This window comes from Streptococcus sp. HMSC34B10 (assembly GCF_001839505.1).
Taxonomy (GTDB): Bacteria; Bacillota; Bacilli; order Lactobacillales; family Streptococcaceae; genus Streptococcus; species Streptococcus peroris.
Window position 1 is genome coordinate 429,936 of record NZ_KV841556.1, and the last position, 22,511, is coordinate 452,446.

General features: G+C 39.4%; 22 protein-coding genes and 2 pseudogenes. 22 read left to right on the forward strand and 2 right to left on the reverse strand.

The window, feature by feature from the left end; genetic code table 11:
- The first annotated feature begins 14 nt into the window (after positions 1 to 14).
- The 7 genes from HMPREF3237_RS07690 to HMPREF3237_RS07720 all read left to right on the forward strand — a co-directional run bounded on the left by HMPREF3237_RS07690 (position 15) and on the right by HMPREF3237_RS07720 (position 5,907).
- Positions 15 to 893 (forward strand): phosphate ABC transporter substrate-binding protein PstS, encoded by an 879-nt coding sequence (locus tag HMPREF3237_RS07690; RefSeq protein WP_070889412.1) that lies wholly within the window; start codon positions 15 to 17, stop codon positions 891 to 893.
- Positions 893 to 1,810: a phosphate ABC transporter permease subunit PstC gene (gene pstC / locus HMPREF3237_RS07695; protein ID WP_070889413.1), complete on the forward strand. Its 918-nt coding sequence runs from the start codon at positions 893 to 895 to the stop codon at positions 1,808 to 1,810. Before HMPREF3237_RS07690 ends, pstC begins: the two co-directional genes overlap by 1 nt.
- Positions 1,800 to 2,684: a phosphate ABC transporter permease PstA gene (gene pstA, locus HMPREF3237_RS07700; protein ID WP_070889414.1), complete on the forward strand. Its 885-nt coding sequence runs from the start codon at positions 1,800 to 1,802 to the stop codon at positions 2,682 to 2,684. The genes pstC and pstA overlap by 11 nt, the downstream gene beginning before the upstream one ends.
- 10 nt (positions 2,685 to 2,694) lie before the next feature.
- Positions 2,695 to 3,498, forward strand: a complete 804-nt coding sequence (gene pstB, locus HMPREF3237_RS07705) for a phosphate ABC transporter ATP-binding protein PstB (protein ID WP_000049858.1) — start codon at positions 2,695 to 2,697, stop codon at positions 3,496 to 3,498.
- Positions 3,499 to 3,510: 12 nt separating this feature from the next.
- Complete coding sequence (gene pstB / locus HMPREF3237_RS07710; RefSeq protein WP_070889415.1) at positions 3,511 to 4,269, forward strand: phosphate ABC transporter ATP-binding protein PstB; 759 nt, start codon at positions 3,511 to 3,513, stop codon at positions 4,267 to 4,269.
- A gap of 11 nt (positions 4,270 to 4,280) precedes the next feature.
- The gene (gene phoU, locus HMPREF3237_RS07715; protein WP_070889416.1) at positions 4,281 to 4,934 is read left to right on the forward strand and encodes a phosphate signaling complex protein PhoU; all 654 of its coding nucleotides are present in this window, start codon (positions 4,281 to 4,283) and stop codon (positions 4,932 to 4,934) included.
- A gap of 157 nt (positions 4,935 to 5,091) precedes the next feature.
- Positions 5,092 to 5,907 carry an ABC transporter substrate-binding protein gene (locus HMPREF3237_RS07720; RefSeq protein ID WP_070889417.1) on the forward strand — a complete coding sequence of 272 codons (816 nt, stop codon included), beginning with the start codon at positions 5,092 to 5,094 and terminating at the stop codon, positions 5,905 to 5,907.
- 20 nt (positions 5,908 to 5,927) lie between these two features.
- On the opposite strand, the gene HMPREF3237_RS07725 is transcribed toward HMPREF3237_RS07720, so the two are convergent.
- The gene (locus HMPREF3237_RS07725) at positions 5,928 to 7,202 is read right to left on the reverse strand and encodes an aminotransferase-like domain-containing protein (protein WP_070889545.1); all 1,275 of its coding nucleotides are present in this window, start codon (positions 7,200 to 7,202) and stop codon (positions 5,928 to 5,930) included.
- Positions 7,203 to 7,338: 136 nt separating this feature from the next.
- Here HMPREF3237_RS07725 and budA point away from each other — a divergent pair, with 136 nt between their 5' ends.
- The 9 genes and pseudogenes from budA to HMPREF3237_RS07765 all read left to right on the forward strand — a co-directional run bounded on the left by budA (position 7,339) and on the right by HMPREF3237_RS07765 (position 15,742).
- Positions 7,339 to 8,067, forward strand: coding sequence for an acetolactate decarboxylase (gene budA, locus HMPREF3237_RS07730; RefSeq protein WP_373879057.1), 729 nt, complete (start codon positions 7,339 to 7,341; stop codon positions 8,065 to 8,067).
- 12 nt (positions 8,068 to 8,079) lie between these two features.
- On the forward strand, positions 8,080 to 8,832 hold the full coding sequence (locus tag HMPREF3237_RS07735) for a YhfC family intramembrane metalloprotease (protein WP_070889419.1): 753 nt from the start codon (positions 8,080 to 8,082) through the stop codon (positions 8,830 to 8,832).
- Between the two features lie 114 nt (positions 8,833 to 8,946).
- Entirely contained in the window at positions 8,947 to 9,852 is a 906-nt protein-coding gene (gene murB / locus HMPREF3237_RS07740; protein WP_070889420.1) for a UDP-N-acetylmuramate dehydrogenase, read from the forward strand.
- Positions 9,853 to 9,991: 139 nt separating this feature from the next.
- A pseudogene (locus HMPREF3237_RS08850) lies at positions 9,992 to 10,311 on the forward strand (ATP-binding cassette domain-containing protein); the annotation flags it as partial.
- Positions 10,304 to 10,531: pseudogene (locus HMPREF3237_RS07745) on the forward strand (spermidine/putrescine ABC transporter substrate-binding protein); the annotation flags it as partial. The pseudogenes HMPREF3237_RS08850 and HMPREF3237_RS07745, both read left to right, overlap by 8 nt.
- A gap of 288 nt (positions 10,532 to 10,819) precedes the next feature.
- A complete protein-coding gene (locus tag HMPREF3237_RS07750; RefSeq protein WP_070889422.1) occupies positions 10,820 to 11,305 on the forward strand; it encodes an LURP-one-related/scramblase family protein in 486 nt (161 codons plus the stop codon).
- A 16-nt stretch (positions 11,306 to 11,321) separates the two neighbouring features.
- Positions 11,322 to 13,940 (forward strand): alanine--tRNA ligase, encoded by a 2,619-nt coding sequence (gene alaS, locus HMPREF3237_RS07755; protein WP_070889423.1) that lies wholly within the window; start codon positions 11,322 to 11,324, stop codon positions 13,938 to 13,940.
- A gap of 137 nt (positions 13,941 to 14,077) precedes the next feature.
- Positions 14,078 to 15,082, forward strand: a complete 1,005-nt coding sequence (locus HMPREF3237_RS07760; RefSeq protein WP_070889424.1) for an NADP-dependent oxidoreductase — start codon at positions 14,078 to 14,080, stop codon at positions 15,080 to 15,082.
- A gap of 15 nt (positions 15,083 to 15,097) precedes the next feature.
- Positions 15,098 to 15,742, forward strand: coding sequence for a TetR/AcrR family transcriptional regulator (locus tag HMPREF3237_RS07765; protein ID WP_070889425.1), 645 nt, complete (start codon positions 15,098 to 15,100; stop codon positions 15,740 to 15,742).
- A 100-nt stretch (positions 15,743 to 15,842) separates the two neighbouring features.
- Here HMPREF3237_RS07765 and gdhA read toward each other — a convergent pair whose 3' ends face one another.
- Positions 15,843 to 17,189 carry an NADP-specific glutamate dehydrogenase gene (gdhA, locus tag HMPREF3237_RS07770; RefSeq protein ID WP_070889426.1) on the reverse strand — a complete coding sequence of 449 codons (1,347 nt, stop codon included), beginning with the start codon at positions 17,187 to 17,189 and terminating at the stop codon, positions 15,843 to 15,845.
- A 219-nt stretch (positions 17,190 to 17,408) separates the two neighbouring features.
- Here gdhA and HMPREF3237_RS07775 point away from each other — a divergent pair, with 219 nt between their 5' ends.
- The 6 genes from HMPREF3237_RS07775 to HMPREF3237_RS07800 all read left to right on the forward strand — a co-directional run bounded on the left by HMPREF3237_RS07775 (position 17,409) and on the right by HMPREF3237_RS07800 (position 22,489).
- Positions 17,409 to 18,344: a dihydroorotate oxidase gene (locus tag HMPREF3237_RS07775; protein ID WP_070889427.1), complete on the forward strand. Its 936-nt coding sequence runs from the start codon at positions 17,409 to 17,411 to the stop codon at positions 18,342 to 18,344.
- Positions 18,345 to 18,376: 32 nt separating this feature from the next.
- Positions 18,377 to 19,414, forward strand: a complete 1,038-nt coding sequence (gene holA, locus HMPREF3237_RS07780; protein WP_070889428.1) for a DNA polymerase III subunit delta — start codon at positions 18,377 to 18,379, stop codon at positions 19,412 to 19,414.
- A gap of 69 nt (positions 19,415 to 19,483) precedes the next feature.
- A complete protein-coding gene (sodA, locus tag HMPREF3237_RS07785) occupies positions 19,484 to 20,089 on the forward strand; it encodes a superoxide dismutase SodA (RefSeq protein WP_006145387.1) in 606 nt (201 codons plus the stop codon).
- Positions 20,090 to 20,239: 150 nt separating this feature from the next.
- A complete protein-coding gene (locus HMPREF3237_RS07790; protein ID WP_070889429.1) occupies positions 20,240 to 21,148 on the forward strand; it encodes a LysR family transcriptional regulator in 909 nt (302 codons plus the stop codon).
- Positions 21,145 to 21,606, forward strand: a complete 462-nt coding sequence (lspA, locus tag HMPREF3237_RS07795) for a signal peptidase II (protein ID WP_006145389.1) — start codon at positions 21,145 to 21,147, stop codon at positions 21,604 to 21,606. Before HMPREF3237_RS07790 ends, lspA begins: the two co-directional genes overlap by 4 nt.
- Entirely contained in the window at positions 21,596 to 22,489 is an 894-nt protein-coding gene (locus HMPREF3237_RS07800; RefSeq protein ID WP_006145390.1) for an RluA family pseudouridine synthase, read from the forward strand. The genes lspA and HMPREF3237_RS07800 overlap by 11 nt, the downstream gene beginning before the upstream one ends.
- Positions 22,490 to 22,511: the final 22 nt, after the last annotated feature.

The window sequence follows — 22,511 nt, forward strand, 5'->3', positions numbered from 1 at the left end:
CAAGGAGACAAATAGTGAAAAAATTTAAAAAACTCACCATCTCTCTTGCAACTCTTTTACTTGCTGGTTCACTAGCAGGATGTGCAAGTTGGATTGATCGTGGGGAGTCTATGAATGCTGTTGGGTCAACAGCTCTCCAACCTTTAGTTGAGGCGGCAGCAGATGAATTTGCGTCCGCACACGTCGGTAAAACAGTCAACGTTCAAGGTGGTGGTTCTGGTACAGGATTATCGCAGGTTCAGTCAGGATCAGTAGATGTTGGGAACTCGGATGTGTTTGCTGAGGAAAAAGATGGGATCGATGCTACTGCATTAGTTGACCACAAGGTTGCTGTTGCAGGCTTAGCTGTTATTATCAATAAAGAAGTAGACGTCGATAATCTGACGACAGACCAGCTCCGACAAATCTTTACAGGAGAAATCACTAATTGGAAGGAAGTCGGCGGTAAGGATTTAGCTATTTCTATTATCAACCGTGCTGCGAGCTCAGGTTCTCGTGCGACTTTTGATAGTGTGATTATGAATGGTCAATCAGCGATTCAGAGTCAGGAACAAGATTCAAATGGTATGGTCAAATCAATCGTTTCCCAAACACCCGGAGCGATTTCTTATCTTGCTTTTGCTTACGTTGATGATTCGGTTGGGACTATCAAGCTTAATGGCTATGAACCCATTTCAGAGAATGTAACCACAAATAATTGGCCTTTGTGGTCTTATGAACACATGTATACACTTGGTGAGCCGAACGAATTGGTTGCCCAATTCTTGAACTTTGTCCTTTCAGATGAGGTTCAAAATGGAATCGTTAAAGGAATGGGCTATATTTCTGTTAAGGAAATGAAGGTCGAAAAAGATGCTGCAGGTACTGTGACTGTGCTAGAAGGGAGTCAATAATGAATCAAGAAGAATTATCTAAAAAATTGCTCTCTCCGTCAAAGAACTCTCGACTTGAGAAATTTGGGAAAGGCTTGACTTTCGCCTGCCTCTCTTTGATTGTTATCATTGTTGCTATGATTCTGATCTTTGTAGCTCAAAAAGGATTATCTACCTTCTTTGTCAATGGTGTGAATATCTTTGATTTCCTTTTTGGTGGAACATGGAATCCTTCGGGTAAACAATTTGGTGCCCTTCCAATGATTTTAGGTTCCTTTATTGTAACGATTTTATCAGCTATTATTGCTACGCCTTTTGCTATTGGTGCAGCTGTCTTTATGACAGAAGTGTCTCCAAAAGGAGCTAAGATTTTGCAACCTGCAATTGAGCTCCTAGTTGGGATTCCTTCAGTAGTTTATGGATTTATCGGTTTGCAGGTAGTGGTACCATTTGTACGTAGTATATTTGGTGGAACAGGTTTCGGTATTTTATCAGGGATTTTCGTTCTCTTTGTTATGATATTGCCAACTGTAACCTTTATGACAACTGACAGCTTGCGTGCAGTTCCTCGTCATTACCGCGAAGCTAGTTTAGCTATGGGGGCCACTCGTTGGCAAACCATCTGGCGCGTGACATTGAAGGCAGCCCGTCCGGGTATTTTCACAGCAGTTGTTTTTGGGATGGCTCGTGCTTTTGGTGAAGCTCTTGCTATTCAGATGGTTGTCGGAAACTCAGCAGTTGTCCCAACTTCATTGACAACACCAGCTGCAACCTTAACCTCTGTATTGACTATGGGAATTGGGAACACTGTTATGGGAACGGTTGATAATAACGTTCTCTGGTCACTAGCTTTGGTATTACTTTTGATGAGTTTAGCCTTTAACAGTGTGATTAAATTGATTACGAAAGAAAGAGGAGCGAAAAACTATGCACGCTAAGAAATTGGATAAAATTGCGACAGCCGTCCTCTATACGATTGCAGGCATCATCGTTGCTATTCTAGCTTCCTTGATTCTTTATATCTTGGTTCGAGGTTTACCTCATGTTTCTTGGTCATTCTTGACAGGAAAATCATCCTCATATCAAGCAGGTGGTGGTATTGGAATCCAGCTCTATAATTCCTTCTTCCTTTTGGTCATTACTTTATTCATCTCTGTACCACTCTCTATGGGAGCTGGAATCTACTTGGCTGAATATGCCAAAAAGGGTCGTGTTACCAACTTCGTTCGTACCTGTATTGAAATCTTGTCATCTCTACCATCTGTCGTTGTTGGTCTCTTTGGTTACCTCATCTTTGTCGTTCAGTTTGAATATGGATTTTCCATTATTTCAGGTGCCTTGGCCTTGACCGTATTTAATCTGCCTCAGATGACTCGTAACGTTGAAGACAGTTTGAAAAACGTTCACCATACGCAACGGGAAGCTGGTTTAGCGCTTGGGCTTTCTCGTTGGGAAACTGTCCTTCATGTCGTTGTACCTGAAGCCCTGCCTGGAATTGTAACGGGGATCGTGCTTGCATCAGGTCGTATCTTTGGTGAAGCTGCAGCCCTTATCTACACAGCAGGACAATCTGCACCAGCTCTTGACTGGTCTAACTGGAATGTTCTCAGCGTAAGTAGTCCAATCTCAATCTTCCGTCAAGCAGAAACCTTGGCTGTTCATATTTGGAAAGTCAACAGTGAAGGAACTATTCCTGATGGAACACTTGTTTCAGCAGGTTCTGCAGCGGTGCTCCTAATCTTTATCTTAATCTTTAACTTTGGAGCACGTAAACTCGGAAGCTATCTACATAAGAAATTAACTGCTGCCTAAAGGAGAAGCCATGTCGAAATATAATTGGGATGAAAGGCATATCATTACTTTTCCAGAAGAAAAAGTGGCCCTCTCTACTAAGGATTTACATGTTTACTACGGTAAGAATGAATCCATTAAGGGCGTGGATATGCAGTTCGAAAAAAATAAAATTACAGCCTTAATTGGTCCGTCAGGTTCTGGGAAATCAACCTACCTACGCAGTCTCAATCGTATGAATGATACCATTGATATTGCTAAGGTTACAGGACAAATTCTCTATCAGGGAATTGACGTTAACCGTCCTGAAATCAATGTTTATGAAATGCGTAAACATATCGGAATGGTTTTCCAACGTCCAAACCCATTTGCTAAATCTATTTACCGCAACATCACCTTTGCACATGAACGTGCAGGAGTCAAGGACAAGAAGGTCCTAGATGAAATTGTAGAAACTTCTCTTCGTCAAGCTGCCCTCTGGGATCAAGTTAAGGACGATTTGCACAAGTCTGCCTTGACTCTATCAGGTGGTCAACAGCAACGTCTTTGTATCGCTCGTGCGATATCTGTCAAACCAGATATCCTTTTAATGGATGAGCCTGCGTCAGCCTTGGATCCGATTGCGACAGCCCAGCTCGAGGAAACTATGTTAGAGTTGAAGAAGGACTTTACCATCATTATCGTGACCCACAGTATGCAACAGGCTGCGCGTGCTAGTGACTATACAGGATTTTTCTACTTGGGTGATTTGATTGAGTATGATAAAACTGCTAATATTTTCCAAAATGCGAAGCTACAGTCTACCAATGACTATGTAACTGGACACTTTGGTTAGAAAGGAAACAGTATGACAGATGCGATTTTACAGGTTTCAGACCTGTCTGTTTATTACAACAAAAAGAAGGCTTTGAATAGTGTTTCCTTATCTTTTCAACCTAAGGAAATTACCGCTTTGATCGGTCCATCAGGATCAGGGAAATCAACCCTGCTCAAGGCTATTAACCGAATGGGTGACCTTAATCCTGAAGTGACGACAACTGGATCAGTGGTTTATAATGGGCACAATATCTATAGCCCTCGTACGGATACCGTTGAATTACGTAAGGAAATTGGAATGGTTTTCCAACAACCCAATCCTTTCCCCATGTCCATCTATGAAAATGTTGTCTACGGTCTCCGTATCAATGGAGAAAAAGACAAACAGGTTTTAGATGAAGCGGTAGAGAAGGCTTTACAACGTGCTTCAATCTGGGATGAGGTCAAGGATCGCTTGCATGATTCAGCTATTGGTCTATCAGGTGGTCAACAGCAACGTGTTTGTGTAGCCCGTGTCTTGGCGACTAGTCCTAAAATTATCCTTTTAGATGAACCAACTTCAGCATTGGACCCTATTTCTGCTGGTAAGATTGAGGAAACCTTGTATGGTCTAAAAGACAAGTACACTATGCTCTTGGTAACTCGTTCTATGCAGCAAGCATCTCGAATCTCCGATAAAACAGGATTTTTCTTAAATGGAGATTTGATTGAATTTAATGATACTAAGGAAATGTTCCTCTATCCTCAACATAAGGAAACCGAGGACTATATTTCAGGTAAATTTGGATAAGGAGAGAAAAGATGTTACGATCTCAATTTGAAGAAGATTTAGATAAATTGCATAACCAATTCTATGCCATGGGTCAGGAAGTTCTTTCACAGATTAACCGGACCGTGCGTGCTTTTGTAACCCATGACCGTGATTTGGCAAAAGAAGTCATCGAAGAAGATGCAGAAGTCAATGAATACGAAGTAAAATTAGAAAAAAAATCATTTGAAATTATTGCCCTTCAACAGCCAGTTTCACAAGACTTACGCACAGTGTTGACAGTGCTAAAAGCTGTGTCTGACCTAGAACGTATGGGAGACCATGCGGTATCTATTGCAGAGGCAACTATTCGTATGAAAGGTGAGCAACGTATCCCAGCTGTCGAAGAGCAAATCAAAAAGATGGGACGGGATGTGAAAGATTTTGTGGAAACAACTCTTGAACTTTATCTAAATGGATCAGTTGATAAGGCCTATGAAGTTGCAACCATAGATGAAAAAATCAACCATTATTTCGAAAGCATTCGTGATTTGGCTACTGAAGAAATCAGAAAGAATCCAGATGCCATTGTTACAGGTCGTGATTACTTACAAGTGATTTCTTACTTGGAGCGCATCGGTGATTATGCTAAGAATATCTGTGAATGGGTTGTTTACTTTGAAACAGGTAAGATTGTCGAATTGTAAAATTGATTAAATATACAGAAAACGGAGTTGAATAGTGAATAAAAGCTCCTTTTTTGTTAAACTAAATGGAAAAAATAAATAAATATTAAAATTATACTTGACAAGGAAGGATTAATGAGTTATAATTATACAAAATTAACAGAGAGGTTGTTTATTTATGAATTTCAAAAAATGGATATTTGTCTTATGTAGTTTAATTGCAAGTTTCTTTTTAGTGGCTTGCCAATCGTCTAGCTCAAGCTCGCAGTCAGCAGTAGAGGCAATCAAACAAAAAGGTAAATTAGTTGTCGCAACTAGTCCAGACTATGCACCATTTGAGTTTCAATCTTTAGTGGATGGAAAGAATCAGGTTGTAGGTGCAGATATTGATATGGCTCAAGCAATTGCTGATGAACTCGGAGTGAAACTTGAAGTTTCTAGTATGAGTTTTGATAATGTCTTGACAAGCCTTCAAACAGGTAAAGCAGATTTGGCAATTGCGGGAATTAGTGCAACTGACGAAAGAAAAGAAGTTTTTGATTTCTCAATTCCTTACTATGAAAACAAAATGAGTTTCCTAATTAGAAAGTCAGACCTTGAAAAATACAAGGATTTGAATTCTATTGCAAGTGCTAATATTGCAGCTCAAAAAGGAACTGTTCCTGAATCTATGGTTAAAGAACAACTTCCAAATGCGCAGTTAACATCTTTGACTAACATGGGGGAAGCAGTCAATGAACTTCAATCCGGTAAGGTTGATGCTGTTCATATGGACGAGCCAGTAGCTCTAAGCTATGCTGGTAAAAACTCTGATTTGGCAGTTGCTACTGTAAGCTTGACCATGAAAGAAGGCGAAGCAAATGCTGTAGCTATCAAAAAAGGCAGCTCAGATTTGAAGGAAGTGGTTGATAAGGTCATTCAAAAATTAAAAGATGACGGAACTTACCAAACTTATCTTGAAAAAGCTTCTAAACTAACAGAAGTAGAACAATAAAAAAATAACAGAGTTGGATTTTAGTCCAGCTCTGTTTTTAGGTATTTTAATGTTGCTTCAAGATTTTCAATGGGAACTTTTACATAGTGATAAGGACAAGTTCTTATATAGGATGATTCGAAAAAATCAAGATTTAAAGAACTGTGTTTAAGACTAGCTATCTTAGCATAGTTTCTAAGATCAATCAGAAGTCCATCATGAAGTGGATAGCAAGGTAGGGGAATGGGATGGTTTTTTAAAAGTTGTTGGATGTGTCTTTGACTCTTTTCCTGAAGTGCCAATCTTGCTAATCTATTTTTTTCAAAAAGCTGACTATCAATGTAGAGTGATAAAGCCTTTTGCATAATGAGGTTGTTATCATAGTCCAGAATGTTTTTATAGGTCACAAAAGCTTCCTTGATAGCGTTAGGAAGTATGAGAGCAGTGATCCGAAGGGCAGGGAATATACTGGTAGAAAAAGACTTGATATAGATGACTAGATCATGCTGGTCCAGATAATGAAAGGTTTGCCCCAATTTAGGATCCAAGTCTCCTAGATAATCATCCTCAACGATATAAATATGATACTTAGAAGCCAAGTCAAGAATAGCAAGTTTTTCCTCTTCCGAATAAGAATGCCCCAGAGGGTAGTGGAAACGGGGAATGGTATAGAAAAACTTAATCTTTCCACTTTTAAAATGATTCTCAAGTTCATCCAGATTAATACCATTGACCCTACGTTCAATGGTTTGATAAGGAAGATTTTGAGCCATCAAAAGTTGATTCATTCGGTGATAGGTTGGTTGTTCGACTAGAATTTCTTGCCCCTTACCTGGGAAATCAATCTGTGAAAGAATAAAAAGTGCCTGTTGGGTTCCGGTTGTGATGACTAACTGGTCTGATTTACTATAGATTGCTTGGTCAAAGAGCAAGGAATGAACAGACTGGCGTAATTCTTCTAAGCCTTCTAGCTGCTCATAGTAGTTGTAGAGATAATTTTCTCGACCAATCAAGCTTTCATTGACACACAGGCGGAAATCATCATAGGCAGGGAGATGTTCATCATTGACCGATATTAAGAGGTCCTCGTGCCGAGTTTGTTGCTCTAAAACATAATAGCCACTTTGAGGTTTGGAGTAGATGTATTTCTCGTATCGGAGTTCCAAGAGTGCACGCTGAATAGTGTCCTTACTGCAGTGGAAGTCCTGACTGAGTTTTCGGATAGAAGGTAGGCGACTTCCTGTTTGAAGTTTTCCCGATTCTATCTCTTCTTTCAGATAGTGAACAACTTGTTCATACTTGCTTTCTTGCTTCATTCCTGACCTCACTTGATTTTGTTTCATTGTACCTTTTTTTTAGACGTTTGGCAATGTTAAAAGGTAGTCTAGTGTTCAATTATATGAAGAATTATGATATACTTAGTAAGTAAAATTTTCAAAGAAGAGTGAGATGATGATTAAGGTGCAAGAACCAGTTAAATTATTCCAATACAATACTTTGGGAGCCTTGATGGCAGGACTTTACGGTGGAACCATGACCGTGGGTGAATTGCTTGAACATGGAGATTTAGGACTAGGAACCCTAGATTCTATTGATGGAGAATTGATTGTCTTAGATGGGAAAGCTTATCAAGCTAAGGGGTCAGGTGATGAACCTGAAATCGTTGAAGTGTCGCCAGATGCTCTGATTCCTTATGCGGCAGTTGTACCCCACCAGGCAGAAGTTATTTTTCGTCAGCGTTTTGAAATGACTGATCAGGAACTTGAAAAACGTATTGAGTCCTACTATGATGGGGAAAACCTATTTCGTTCGATTAAGATTCACGGTGATTTTAAACATATGCATGTTCGCATGATTCCAAAATCAACAACTGAAACAAAGTTTGCTGAGGTGGCAACTCATCAGCCTGAATATAGCTGTGACAATGTTTCAGGAACAATTGTTGGATTCTGGACGCCAGAGATTTTTCACGGAGTTAGTGTTGCGGGTTACCATTTGCACTTTATCTCAGATGATCTAACCTTTGGTGGTCACGTTATGGACTTTGTCATCAAGGAAGGAATTGTAGAGGTAGGTGCTGTTGACCAGCTGGATCAACGTTTCCCTGTTCAAGATCGTAAATATCTTTTTGCTAAGTTTAATGTAGATGAGATGAAAAAAGATATCGAACAAGCAGAGTAAGAGGTGCAAGGTATGAAAATTCATGTAATAATCACAATGATAGCTTTATTTGTATTTCTTATAGCAGCCATTTGGTATGCAAAAAAGAAATACAAGATTAACCTTTCGGTACTAGGTCTTGGGGCAGTGGCATTCTTTGTTTCTTCTCAAGTCTTAGAGAAAATTGTTCATCTCCTAGTTCTTCATCCACAAAAAGACGGAACTATTTCGCTCATGCAGGAGCATCCTTTTTTATATGTCCTTTATGGAATTGCTATGGCAGCTATCTTTGAAGAAACGGCTCGCCTTGTCTTCTTTAAATGGTTAGAGAAGAAGAGAAGCATAGAAGATTCAGATGCCTTAGCTTATGGGTTGGGGCATGGAGGTTTGGAGTTGCTCTACCTCGGAATGGGAAGTTTGATTAGTCTTTTGATCCTCCTTTCATTATTAGAGTCTCCAAATCCCGATGTAGCAAATCTCCTTCCCAAAACTACACTTGAAGCAGTTCAGTCCCTATCTGTATGGCAGGTTTATTTACTAGGTGTTGAACGCATACTTGCTCTGGTGATGCAAATCGGTCTCTCTTTTTGGGTTTATCAAGCAGTCCGTCAAAAGAATTGGATTTACCTAGTAGCTGCTTATGGTTTGCACGCCTTATTCGATCTAGCTCCTAGTCTTTCACAGGTTGGTTGGATTTCAAATCCACTAATAGTGGAAGGATTACTCGCCGTGGAAGTTATCCTATTTGTATACTTTACAAAGTCAATTTTTTGTAAAAAACAATAAACGAAAAGAGGCCTAGCCTCTTTTTAATATTGTCAGAGAAAAAGCTTAGAAAATCATCGAAAAAAATCGCTAAAAATGGTATAATTGAATGAATTTTATAAAAGGATAAGAAAAATGACTGTAATAGATAAATTAAAAGAAACCTTAGAAGGAATTGATATTCGATTCGATGAGCCATTGAAAACTTATACCTATACAAAAGTTGGAGGGAAAGCAGATTACTTAGTTTTTCCTCGTAATCGTTACGAGATGGCTCGAGTCGTTAAATTTGCCAATCAAGAAAATATCCCATGGATGGTTCTCGGAAATGCCAGTAATATTATTGTTCGTGAGGGTGGCGTTCGTGGTTTTGTGATTATGTGTGACAAGTTGAATAACGTCACAGTTGATGGTTATACGATTGAGGCAGAAGCGGGAGCAAACTTGATTGAAACCACTCGTATCGCTCTCCGTCATAGTTTGACAGGTTTTGAGTTCGCTTGCGGGATTCCAGGTAGTGTCGGTGGTGCTGTCTTTATGAATGCAGGTGCCTATGGTGGAGAAATTGCTCATATCTTGCAGTCTTGTAAGGTTTTGACCAAGGAAGGGGAAATCGAAACCTTATCTGCCAAAGACTTAGCATTTGGTTACCGTCATTCTCTTGTTCAAGATTCTGGAGCAATTGTATTATCTGCTAAGTTTGCCCTAGCTCCAGGGAATCATCAGGTCATCAAGCAAGAAATGGAACGCTTGACTCACCTTCGTGAACTGAAACAACCTCTGGAATACCCATCATGTGGTTCTGTCTTTAAACGCCCAGTCGGGCATTTTGCAGGGCAATTGATTTCAGAAGCGGGTCTAAAGGGCTACCGAATCGGTGGAGTAGAAGTTTCTGAGAAACATGCTGGTTTTATGATCAATGTTGCTGATGGTACAGCAAGAGATTATGAAGACTTAATTGAGTCTGTCATTGAAAAAGTTAAAGAACATTCAGGTGTTACCCTTGAGCGGGAAGTTCGCATCTTGGGTGAACACGAATAAGATTATTTTTACTTAGTATATAAAGATTGGGACTTTATTGCTAGACAAGAATTAGGTTGTGTATTTTCCTAAACTTGTTGCTAGCATTCTAACGAGGTCCCAATTTATTAATTTATAGAGAAAAAGAAATTTAGAGCAATTGAAAAAACCAATTATCGAATTCAGAAACGTTTCTAAAGTTTTTGAAGTTAGCGACACCAGGTTCTCAAGGATATTAACTTTGAGTTAAAAGAAGGAAAATTTTATACACTGCTAGGAGCATCGGTTTCTGGTAAATCAACCATTCTCAATATCATCGCTGGTTTGCTAGATGCAACTAGTGGTGATATTTTATTGGATGGCGTGCGAATCAATGATATTCCTACTAATAAGCGCGATGTTCACACAGTCTTCCAATCTTACGCCTTGTTTCCGCACATGAATGTCTTTGAAAATGTTGCCTTTCCATTGCGATTACGCATTGAAGCCTGAAAATGCTCTCAAGAATGCAGAGTATGTCGGCTATTCAACACCAAACAATGCTGCTAAGGAAATGCTCCCCGAGGAGACAAAAGAGGACAAGTCCTTCTATCCAGATGCAGAAACGATGAAACACCTAGAGGTCTATGAGAAGTTTGACCGCCAGTGGACAGGGATCTACAGTGACCTTTTCCTACAGTTTAAGATGTATCGGAAGTAGGAGTATATAAAAGAAAATGAATCAGTTAGGCTGGTTCGTTTTTTTGTTGGTTTTTCCAGTTGACTCAAACTTAAAAAAACAGTATAATAGGAGTGTTGAGAATTGATTTTCTCTCCATCTTAGTTCAGAGAATTGGCGGTGCTGCGAGCCATCTAAGATAGAAAATCATGCTACTCGATTGTAACAACTGCATAAGAATCAAAGAATGACAAGTTCATTGAATGAAGGTGGTACCGCGGTTTTTCGCCCTTCGTGATATGGATTTGTCTTTTATTTTTGGAGGTACTTATGAGATCATTTCTTGTCAAACAAAAATTTCGCCTAGGTGGCGAACGCTTTGATATCAAGGATGAGTTGGGCAATATCGCCTATCAAGTTGAGGGTTCTTTTTTCAAGTTACCTAAAACCTTTACCATCTATGATGCTGCTGGAGAACAGATCAGTGAGATTAGTAAAGAAATGGTGGCTTTCATGCCACGCTTTGAGATTCAACTAAGCAATGGAGATAGTTTTTACATCCGAAAGAAGTTGACTTTTTTCAGAGATAAGTATGAGTTTGACAACTTTGGTCTTCGTATCGAAGGGAACGTCTGGGATTTAAACTTTAAACTTCTGGATGACCGTGACCAAGTGATTGCGGAAATCGCCAAGGAACTCTTCCATTTAACTTCTACCTATACCGTAACAGTTTACGAAGAATCTTATGCAGACCTAGTCATTTCCCTCTGTGTCGCTATCGACTATGTAGAAATGCTAGAAAGAGACTCAAATTAGTAAAAAGGAGATACAAATGAAACAACTATCTAGTGCACAAATTCGCCAAATGTGGCTTGATTTCTGGGCAAGCAAGGGACATTCTGTAGAGCCATCTGTTAGCTTGGTTCCAGTTAACGACCCAACTCTTTTATGGATTAACTCAGGAGTTGCAACCCTCAAGAAATACTTCGACGGAACCATCAAACCTGAAAATCCACGGATTACCAATGCTCAAAAAGCCATCCGTACCAACGATATCGAAAACGTAGGGAAGACTGCGCGTCACCATACCATGTTTGAAATGTTGGGGAATTTCTCTATCGGTGATTACTTCCGTGATGAAGCCATCACTTGGGCTTTTGAACTCTTGACAAGTCCAGAATGGTTTGACTTTCCTAAAGACAAACTCTATATGACTTATTATCCAGATGACAAGGATTCATACAACCGCTGGGTAGAAGTTGGAGTAGATCCTAGTCACTTGATCCCAATCGAAGACAACTTCTGGGAAATCGGTGCAGGACCTTCAGGACCAGATACTGAAATCTTCTTTGACCGTGGAGAAGCTTTTGACCCAGATCATATCGGTATTCGTCTTCTTGCAGAAGATATCGAAAATGACCGTTACATCGAAATCTGGAATATTGTCTTGTCACAATTTAACGCAGACCCTGCTGTTCCTCGTAGTGAATACAAGGAATTGCCACACAAGAACATTGATACGGGCGCAGGTTTAGAGCGTTTGGTAGCCGTTATTCAAGGAGCGAAGACCAACTTTGAAACAGACCTCTTCATGCCAATCATCCGTGAAGTGGAAAAGATGTCTGGAAAAACCTACGATCCAGATGGTGACAATATGAGCTTCAAGGTCATTGCAGACCACATTCGTTCTCTTTCATTTGCGATTGGTGATGGGGCTCTTCCAGGAAATGAAGGACGTGGCTATGTCCTTCGTCGTCTCCTCCGTCGTGCTTCTATGCATGGTCAAAAATTGGGGATCAACGAACCTTTCCTTTACAAATTGGTTCCAACTGTTGGAAAAATCATGGAAAGCTATTACCCAGAAGTGCTTGAAAAACGTGACTTTATCGAAAAAATCGTTAAGAGTGAAGAAGAGTCATTTGCTCGTACCCTTCACTCAGGTCAACACTTTGCTCAAGGTATCGTAGCTGACTTGAAGGCCAAAGGTCAATCTGTTATCGATGGACAAGACGTCTTTAAACTTTACGATACTTATGGATTCCCAGTTGAATTGACAGAAGAAATCGCTGAAGAAGCTGGTATGACTATCGATCGTGACGGATTTGAAGCAGCTATGAAGGAACAACAAGAACGTGCGCGTGCATCAGCTGTCAAAGGCGGATCTATGGGCATGCAAAATGAAACTCTTCAAAATATCACAGTTGAAAGTCACTTTAACTATAATGCTAGCCAATTGTCTTCTAAGTTGGTAGCTATCGTAGCGGACAATACAGAAGTAGAAGCTGTATCCGAAGGAACTGCTTCCCTCATTTTTGCTGAAACTCCATTCTACGCTGAAATGGGTGGACAGGTTGCGGACCATGGTCAAATCTTGGATGCTGTAGGGAATGTCGTAGCAAATGTTACAGATGTTCAAAAAGCACCAAATGGTCAACCACTCCATACTGTTGAAGTTTTGGCACCTCTTGCTTTGAACCAAGAATATACCTTGGCTATTGATACCAATCGTCGTCACCGCGTTATGAAGAACCATACAGCAACTCACTTGCTTCATGCAGCTCTTCATAACATTCTCGGAAATCATGCGACTCAAGCAGGATCTCTCAACGAAGTAGAATTCCTCCGTTTTGACTTTACACACTTCCAAGCCGTAACTCCTGAAGAATTACGTGCGATTGAACAACAAGTCAATGAAAAAATCTGGGAAGCTATTGCAATCAAGACAATTGAAACCGATATCGATACAGCTAAAGAAATGGGAGCAATGGCCCTCTTCGGTGAGAAATACGGTAAAAATGTCCGTGTAGTAACCATTGGTGATTATTCTATTGAGCTTTGTGGTGGTACTCACGTTGCCAATACTTCTGAGATTGGCCTCTTCAAAATTGTCAAAGAAGAAGGAATCGGTTCAGGAACTCGTCGTATCTTGGCAGTGACCGGTAAAGAAGCCTTTGAAGCTTATCGCCAACAAGAAGATGCTCTTAAAGTGGCTGCAGCTGCTTTGAAAGCTCCTCAACTTAAGGAAGTTCCTCATAAAGTGGAAGCTCTCCAAGAACAAGTGAAACAACTTCAAAAAGAAAATGCAGAATTGAAGGAAAAAGCAGCAGCAGCGGCAGCTGGTGATGTCTTCAAACATGTTCAAGAAGCGAATGGTCACAGCTTTATCGTAAGCCAAGTTTCTGTATCAGATGCTGGTGCCCTTCGTACCTTCGCAGATAACTGGAAACAAAAAGACTACTCTGATGTTCTTGTTCTTGTCGCAGCCATCGGTGACAAAGTCAATGTCCTTGTAGCCAGCAAAACAAAAGATGTGCACGCAGGTAATGTGATCAAAGAATTAGCTCCAATCGTCGATGGACGTGGTGGTGGTAAACCAGACATGGCCATGGCAGGAGGAAGCAACCAAGCTAAGATCCAAGAATTGTTGGATGCCGTAGCAGGTAAATTGTAAGAAAAAATCTACCATTTTTGGTAGATTTTTTTGTTTAAAGTCATAGAGCAGTTGATTTCTTTGAAGAATAAGCGTATAATATATAAAAATTAATTGAGCGCTCACTCAATTCTGTTAGGGATTAGGAGAATTAGATAATGGTTATTAAAGCAATACAGTATAATCGTTTTGGTGATGAAAAAGTTCTAGATTTAGTAAATATTATATCTGAATCATTAGGAATGAATCAAGTTAGAGTAAAAGTATTTGCTGTTGGTTTAAATCCTATTGATTACAAAACTTTCGAGGGGGCGAAGCCACTTCGTTTTTTGAGTTTTTTGACAAAATTAAAACAACCAGGTCGTTGGTTTGAATCAAAATCATCTTTATTTCCAAGAGGTGTCGCTAGGGATTTTGCTGGTGTTATCACAGAAATTGGTGAAGGAGTGAGCCGTTTTTCAGTAGGTGACAAGGTTTTTGGAACAATAATAAGTGATCCTGGACTTGGTACTAAGAAGGGTGCGTTAGCAACAGAAATTTGTGTTAGCGAATCAGAAATTGCATTGAAACCAGAGAATATTGACATGAATCATGCTGCTACTATGGGGGTGGCTTCTTTAACAGTCGGTGGTGCTTTTAGAAGAATTAATTTAAATTCTAAAGATGTTGTAGTTATTTCTGCAGCTTCAGGTGGCATTGGTAGCATTGCAGTACAGTATGCGGTTGCTAAGGGCGCAACTGTTATTGGTATTGCGAGCAAGAATAATGCAGAATATTTAGAGTCTTTAGGAGCTATACCAGTATCTTATGAAGAGGATGTCCAAAAGTCTCTTTTATCAGTAGCTCCAAAACCTATTACAAAATTTTTGGATTGCTATGGTGGTGATTATGTTAAATTAGCTTTTAGTTTGGGATTGAAGGGTACATCTATTGGAACTCTAGTACCTTCACCATATGTTTTAATAAGAGGAGCTCAGTTCACAGGTCCGAGACATTCCACTTATGATGATTTTAAAACTCTAGAGGAGATGGTCTCAGATGGAAAAGTTCAGCTGAATATTGAGAAAGAGTATAGTTTTTCTCTGGAGTCAGTTAGAGAGGCATATCGTAGTCTGAAATTAGGACATACTCGTGGTAAAAGAATTATTAAAATAAGAGAGTAGATAGAGTGGGCAGGAATGGAAAGTATAGAATATAAGTTTGCTGAGACATTAAAAAGCAGTGAATTAAGTTTAAAACAACGTCAAGTATTAATATCCAGTTTAAAATTATTTTCCGAGATTGGTTTTGAAAATACAACATCTAATCTTATTGCTGAACATGCTGGAGTCTCAGAAGGAACAGTTTTTAGTTATTTTAAAACCAAGGAAGGTATCCTAGATGCTATTTTATCTAGATTTCTAGAACAAGTCATTCCAGAGGTCATTGCTGATTTTTCAGATAAGAGATTTACAATAGGGCAAGAAACCTTTTCACTTTTTCTAAGAAGCATCGTTCAGGATAGGTTAGTCTTTATTCATAACAATAAAATGCAAGTTAAAATTCTTTTGAGTCGTTCACTGATTGATAAATCTATTTCTGAAGAGTTAGGAAATATTATTGTTCATTCTATCATTAATCCAATTACACCAGTTTTGAATCAGTTTAAAAAAAATGGTGTTATTCGAGATTGGTCAAATGAAAGGATCGTTCGCTATATTTTAGCTTTAAGTCTTTCTTATATTGTTCCTATGATTATAAATGACAAAGAAGATATAAACATTGATAAAGTAACAAATGAAATTGTCGAATGTCTTTCTTTTGCCTTAGTTATCGTAAAATAACTATTAATTTTAAGTTCACTAAAAAATTTAGTGAGCTCTTTTTAAAACCAAAATAAAAATCCCCAATCGAAGTGATTGAGGATTTTTGTGTTGATTTATCTTACACGATCCCTTGTGCAATCATAGCGTTTGCTACGTTTTCAAAGGCTGCAATATTTGCACCTGCAAGGTAGTCAGTACCAAGACCGTAAGTTTCTGCAGTTGTTTTAGCTGTGTTAAAGATGTTAGTCATGATGTCTTTCAAGCGACCGTCAACTTCTTCACGTGTCCATGAAAGGCGAAGGCTGTTTTGGCTCATTTCAAGAGCAGATACAGCTACACCACCAGCATTGGCAGCTTTGGCAGGTCCGTAAAGGATTCCATTTTCCTTGTAGACTTTGATAGCTTCAAGGTCGCTAGGCATGTTAGCTCCTTCAGATACACAGATAACTCCTTGAGCAACCAAGCGTTTTGCAGCTTCACCGTCAATTTCGTTTTGAGTCGCACATGGAAGAGCGATGTCGTAGTTGCCTGCGTATGTCCATACAGAACCTTCATGGTAAGTAGCAGTTGGTTTTTCTGCAGCGTACTCAGTCAAACGAGCACGACGGTTGTTTTTCACATCTGTAAGAAGGTCAAATTCGATTCCGTTTTCATCAATCACGTAACCATTTGAGTCAGATACTGAGATAACAGTTGCACCAAGTTCAGTTGCTTTTTGGACTGCATATTGAGCAACGTTACCAGAACCAGATACAACGACTTTCTTACCAGCGAAGCTGTCATTGTGAGCTTTCAACATTTCTTGAGTATAGTAGACCAAACCGTAACCAGTCGCTTCAGGACGAATCAAGCTACCACCAAATCCAAGAGGTTTACCAGTCAAGACACCAGCGTCGAATTGACGAAGGCGTTTGTATTGACCATAGAGGTAACCAATTTCACGTCCACCAACACCGATATCACCAGCAGGGACATCAAGAGAAGGACCAATGTGTTTTTGCAATTCAGTCATGAAACTTTGGCAGAAGCGCATCACTTCAGCATCCGTTTTTCCTTTAGGATCAAAGTCTGATCCACCTTTACCACCACCGATTGGAAGTCCAGTCAAAACGTTTTTAAAAATTTGTTCAAATCCGAGGAATTTCAAGATCCCTTGGTTTACAGTTGGATGGAAACGAAGTCCACCTTTGTATGGTCCAACAGCTGAGTTGAATTGAACACGGTAACCACGGTTTACTTGAACTTTTCCATCACGGTCTACCCAAGGAACACGGAAAGAAATCACGCGTTCAGGCTCGGTGATACGAGCCAAGATGTTTTCTTCAATGTATTCAGGATGTTTTTCAAATACAGGTTCCAATGTGCTGAAAAATTCTTCGACTGCCTGAAGGAATTCAGCCTCATGCCCATTACGAGCTTTAACAGTTTCAAACACGCTTTGGATATATTCTTTAGCAGATGTCATATCGTTCTCCTTTTGTTGTCATATTTTATTACATGAGACATTATAGCAGAATAATATGCGCTTGTAAAGAAAAAAGTAGAATTTTCTAAAAATTCATTCAATTTCTAGAAAATACTGATTATAAAGCGCTTGGGCAGCATTTGAAATCAGTTATTAAAAAAAGAAAAGAGAAAAATATGGTATAATGATAAAAATAAGAGAAACTAAAGGAGCAGAACAATGGTATCGACAAAAACGGAAATTGCTGGTTTTGAATTTGACAACTGTCTCATGAATGCAGCAGGAGTGGCTTGCATGACTATTGAGGAGTTGGAGGAAGTCAAGCAGTCATCTGCAGGAACTTTTGTGACTAAGACAGCAACATTGGAGGCTCGTCAAGGTAATCCAGAACCACGCTATCACGATGTACCGCTGGGTTCTATCAATTCTATGGGGTTACCAAATCATGGTTTAGACTATTACTTGAACTATCTTTTGGAATTGCAAGATAAGGAACCAAATCGTACCTTTTTTCTATCTTTGGTTGGAATGTCTCCAGAGGAAACTCATACCATTTTGAAAAAGGTTCAAGAAAGTGATTTCCGTGGTCTAACAGAGCTCAATCTTTCATGTCCAAATGTTCCAGGTAAGCCTCAGATTGCTTATGATTTTGAAACGACTGATAAGATTTTGTCTGAAGTTTTTGCTTACTTTACTAAACCTCTAGGCATCAAGTTGCCACCGTATTTTGATATTGTTCACTTTGACCAAGCTTCAGCAATTTTTAACAAGTATCCACTTAAGTTTGTGAATTGTGTAAATTCAGTTGGAAATGGCCTTTATATAGAAGATGAAACGGTTGTGATTCGTCCTAAAAATGGTTTTGGTGGAATTGGTGGAGAATACATTAAACCAACTGCCCTTGCTAATGTTCATGCCTTTTATCAACGATTAAATCCTGAGATTCAAATCATTGGAACTGGAGGAGTGTTAACAGGACGTGATGCCTTTGAACATATCCTATGCGGTGCCAGCATGGTTGAGGTTGGAACTACACTTCACAAAGAAGGAGTAGCTGCTTTTGAACGTATTACAAACGAGCTCAAAGAAATCATGGCGGAAAAGGGGTATGAAAGCCTAGAGGATTTCCGGGGAAAATTAAATTATATTGATTAAATAACAGCGAAACTATAAAGAAAGGAGAAATGATGCTAGCTATAGAAGAAAGCCGAAAGCTATCCTTAGCGAACCTTCCTAGTTTGACCTTGTTTACAGGAGTTGATCAAGGACAGTATGACGTCATGAAGACTCAAGTGCTAAAGCAAATCGGCTACGATCCTGCAGATTTGAATTTTGCTTATTTTGACATGAAAGAAGTAGACTACAAAAGCTTGGAACTAGAGCTGGTCAGTCTTCCTTTCTTTGCGGATGAAAAAATTGTTGTTTTAGATCATTTTCTCGATATAACGACAGCTAAAAAACGCTATCTAACTGATGATGAACTTAAGTCTTTTGAAGACTATCTGGAAAATCCTGTACCCTCAAGTAAATTAGTAATCTTTGCTGAAGGCAAGTTAGATAGCAAGAGACGTTTGGTCAAATTACTTAAGCGGGATGCGACAGTATTTGAGGCTCTTGAACCTAAAGAGCAAGAGTTACGAGCCTATTTTCAAAAGTGGGCTCAGGAACAAGGACTTTCCTTTGATGGAAAATCTTTCGAACAGTTGCTTATCAAATCAGGTTTTCAATTCAGTGAAATTCAGAAAAACCTGCTCTTCTTACAGTCTTATAAGGATAGTGGTCTGATTACAGAAGAAGACATTGTTGAAGCTATACCAAAAACTTTGCAGGATAATATCTTTGATTTAACCCAATTGATTTTAGGAAATAAGATTGATCAGGCGCGTGATTTAGTCAAAGATTTGACCTTGCAGGGAGAAGATGAGATTAAACTTATTGCCATTATGCTGGGGCAGTTCAGACTCTATACACAAGTGAAAATTTTGCAAGAATCTGGCCAAACAGAGTCTCAGATGGTCAGCAGTTTAGGTCACTATCTTGGTCGCAATCCGAATCCCTATCAAATCAAATTTGCTCTTCGTGACACGCGAGGATTGTCCTTGAATTTCTTACAGGATTCTATTCGTCATCTCATCCAGGCAGATTACCAAATTAAGACTGGTGTTTACGAAAAAGGGTACTTGTTTGAGAAAGCTTTATTGCAGATTGCGAGCCAGTCAAATTGAGCAAAAAACTTGAAAAAACAGGATGATTGCGTTATCATTTTTATATAGAAAGAAAAAGAGGTATTACAGATGGCTATTATCTTACCAGATCTTCCATACGCTTACGACGCCTTGGAACCATACATTGATGCTGAAACAATGCACTTGCACCATGACAAACACCACCAAACATACGTAAACAACGCAAATGCAGCTCTTGAAAAACACCCTGAAATTGGTGAAGACCTCGAAGCATTGCTTGCGGACGTAGATTCTATCCCAGCTGATATCCGTCAAGCACTTATCAACAATGGTGGTGGACACTTGAACCACGCTCTTTTCTGGGAATTGATGACTCCTGAAAAAACAGCTCCTTCAGCAGAACTTGCAGCAGCAATCAATGAAACTTTCGGTTCATTCGAAGAATTCCAAGCAGCATTTACTGCGGCAGCAACAACTCGTTTTGGTTCTGGATGGGCATGGTTGGTTGTTAACAAAGAAGGTAAGCTTGAAGTGACTTCAACAGCAAACCAAGACACACCAATCTCAGAAGGTAAGAAACCAATCTTGGGCTTGGACGTTTGGGAACATGCATACTATGTGAAATACCGCAACGTTCGTCCTGACTACATCAAAGCTTTCTTCTCAGTGATTAACTGGAATAAAGTAAACGAACTCTACACAGTAGCTAAATAATGCAAACAGTAATACCTTTTGGTCATTATCTCATTTGACCAAAAGGTGTTTTTTGTTTGCTTTGATGAGAAGTATCTGTCTCATGATTTTCCTTTGTTGGATAGGCTGGATTTATGGTATAATGATAAGATAGAAATCGAAGGAGAAATCATGAATATTCAACAATTACGCTACGTTGTTGCTATTGCAAATAGTGGTACTTTTCGAGAAGCGGCTGAAAAGATGTACGTTAGCCAACCCAGTCTATCTATTTCTGTAAGAGACTTGGAAAAAGAGCTAGGTTTCAAGATTTTTCGTAGAACCAGTTCAGGGACATTTCTCACTCGTCGTGGAATGGAATTTTATGAAAAGGCTCAAGAGTTGGTTAAAGGATTTGATATTTTCCAGAACCAGTATGCCAATCCTGAAGAGGAAAAGGATGAGTTTTCAATAGCCAGCCAGCACTATGATTTCTTGCCACCGACTATCACAACTTTTTCTCAACGGTATCCAGACTATAAAAATTTCCGTATTTTTGAATCTACAACTGTTCAGATTTTGGATGAAGTAGCCCAAGGTCATAGTGAGATTGGGATTATTTACCTCAACAATCAAAACCAAAAGGGTATCATGCAACGAGTTGAAAAGTTAGGGCTTGAAGTAATTGAGTTGATATCTTTCCAAACGCATATCTATCTGCGTGAAGGACATCCTTTAGCCAAGAAAAAAGAGTTGGTTATGGAGGATTTGGCAGATTTGCCAACAGTTCGTTTCACACAAGAAAAGGATGAATATCTCTATTACTCAGAAAACTTTGTGGATACAAGTGCCAGCTCTCAAATGTTTAACGTAACAGACCGCGCTACTTTAAATGGAATTCTTGAAAGAACAAATGCTTATGCGACTGGTTCTGGATTCTTGGATAGCGATAGTGTCAACGGGATCACCGTTATTCCACTAAATGATAATCTCAATAATCGTATGGTTTATGTGAAACGTGAGGAAGTGGACTTGAGCCAAGCGGGAACCTTATTTGTAGAGGTTATGCAAGAGTATTTTGATCAGAAGAGGAAATCATGAAAAAAAGAGGAATAATAGCAGGGATTATAGCAGCCTTGATTGTGATAGACCAATTAGTAAAGGCTTATGTCGTTCAGAATATTGCTATTGGTGAAATCAAGTCATGGATCCCAAATCTAGTTAGTCTAACCTATCTGCAAAATAGAGGAGCTGCTTTTTCTATGCTCCAAGATCAACAGTGGTTTTTTGCCTTAATCACCTTTGTAGTCATGGGGGTTGCTGTTTGGTATTTGCATAAACATATAGAAGACTCATTTTGGACGGTCTTTGGTCTAATTTTGATTATTGCAGGTGGCCTTGGGAACTTTATCGATCGCGTTAGTCAAGGTTTTGTCGTGGATATGTTTCACTTGGACTTTATCAATTTTGCGATTTTCAATGTGGCTGATAGTTATCTGACAGTAGGGGTCGTTGTGTTATTGCTTGCAATGCTAAAAGAGGAAATGAATGGAAATTAAAATTGAAACCGGCGGGGTACGCTTAGATAAGGCTTTGTCAGATTTGACAGAACTGTCCCGTAGTCTCGCCAATGAACAAATCAAGTCTGGTCAAGTCTTGGTCAATGGTCAGTTAAAAAAAGCTAAGTACTCAGTTCAAGAAGGGGATGTTATCACTTACCAAGTTCCAGAACCAGAGGTTTTGGAGTATGTAGCTGAAGATATTCCTTTAGAGATTGTGTATCAAGATGAGGATGTAGCAGTAGTCAATAAGCCTCAAGGCATGGTCGTTCATCCAAGTGCTGGTCATACCAGTGGTACCTTGGTTAATGCCCTCATGTATCATATCAAGGATCTTTCTGGTATCAATGGTGTGCTTCGTCCAGGGATTGTTCATCGTATTGATAAAGATACATCTGGACTCTTGATGATTGCTAAAAATGATGAAGCACACTTAGCACTGGCTCAAGAATTGAAGGACAAGAAGTCTCTTCGTAAATATTGGGCCATCGTTCATGGAAATATTCCAAATGACCGAGGTGTTATTGAGGCGCCGATTGGTCGAAGTGAAAAAGACCGTAAGAAACAAGCTGTGACAGCTAAAGGGAAACCAGCAGTAACGCGTTTTCGCGTCTTAGAACGCTTTGGTGATTATACCTTACTGGAATTACAACTGGAAACAGGACGAACACACCAAATCCGTGTACACATGGCTTATATCGGTCATCCTGTTGCTGGGGATGAGGTTTACGGTCCTCGTAAAACCCTAAAGGGTCATGGGCAATTTCTCCATGCTAAGACACTTGGATTTACCCATCCAAGAACTGGTGAAACCATGGAATTTACTTCCGATATTCCAGAAATATTCAAGCAAACCTTGGAGAAACTTAGAAATGAACAATAAAAAAAGGACTCAACTGAGTCCT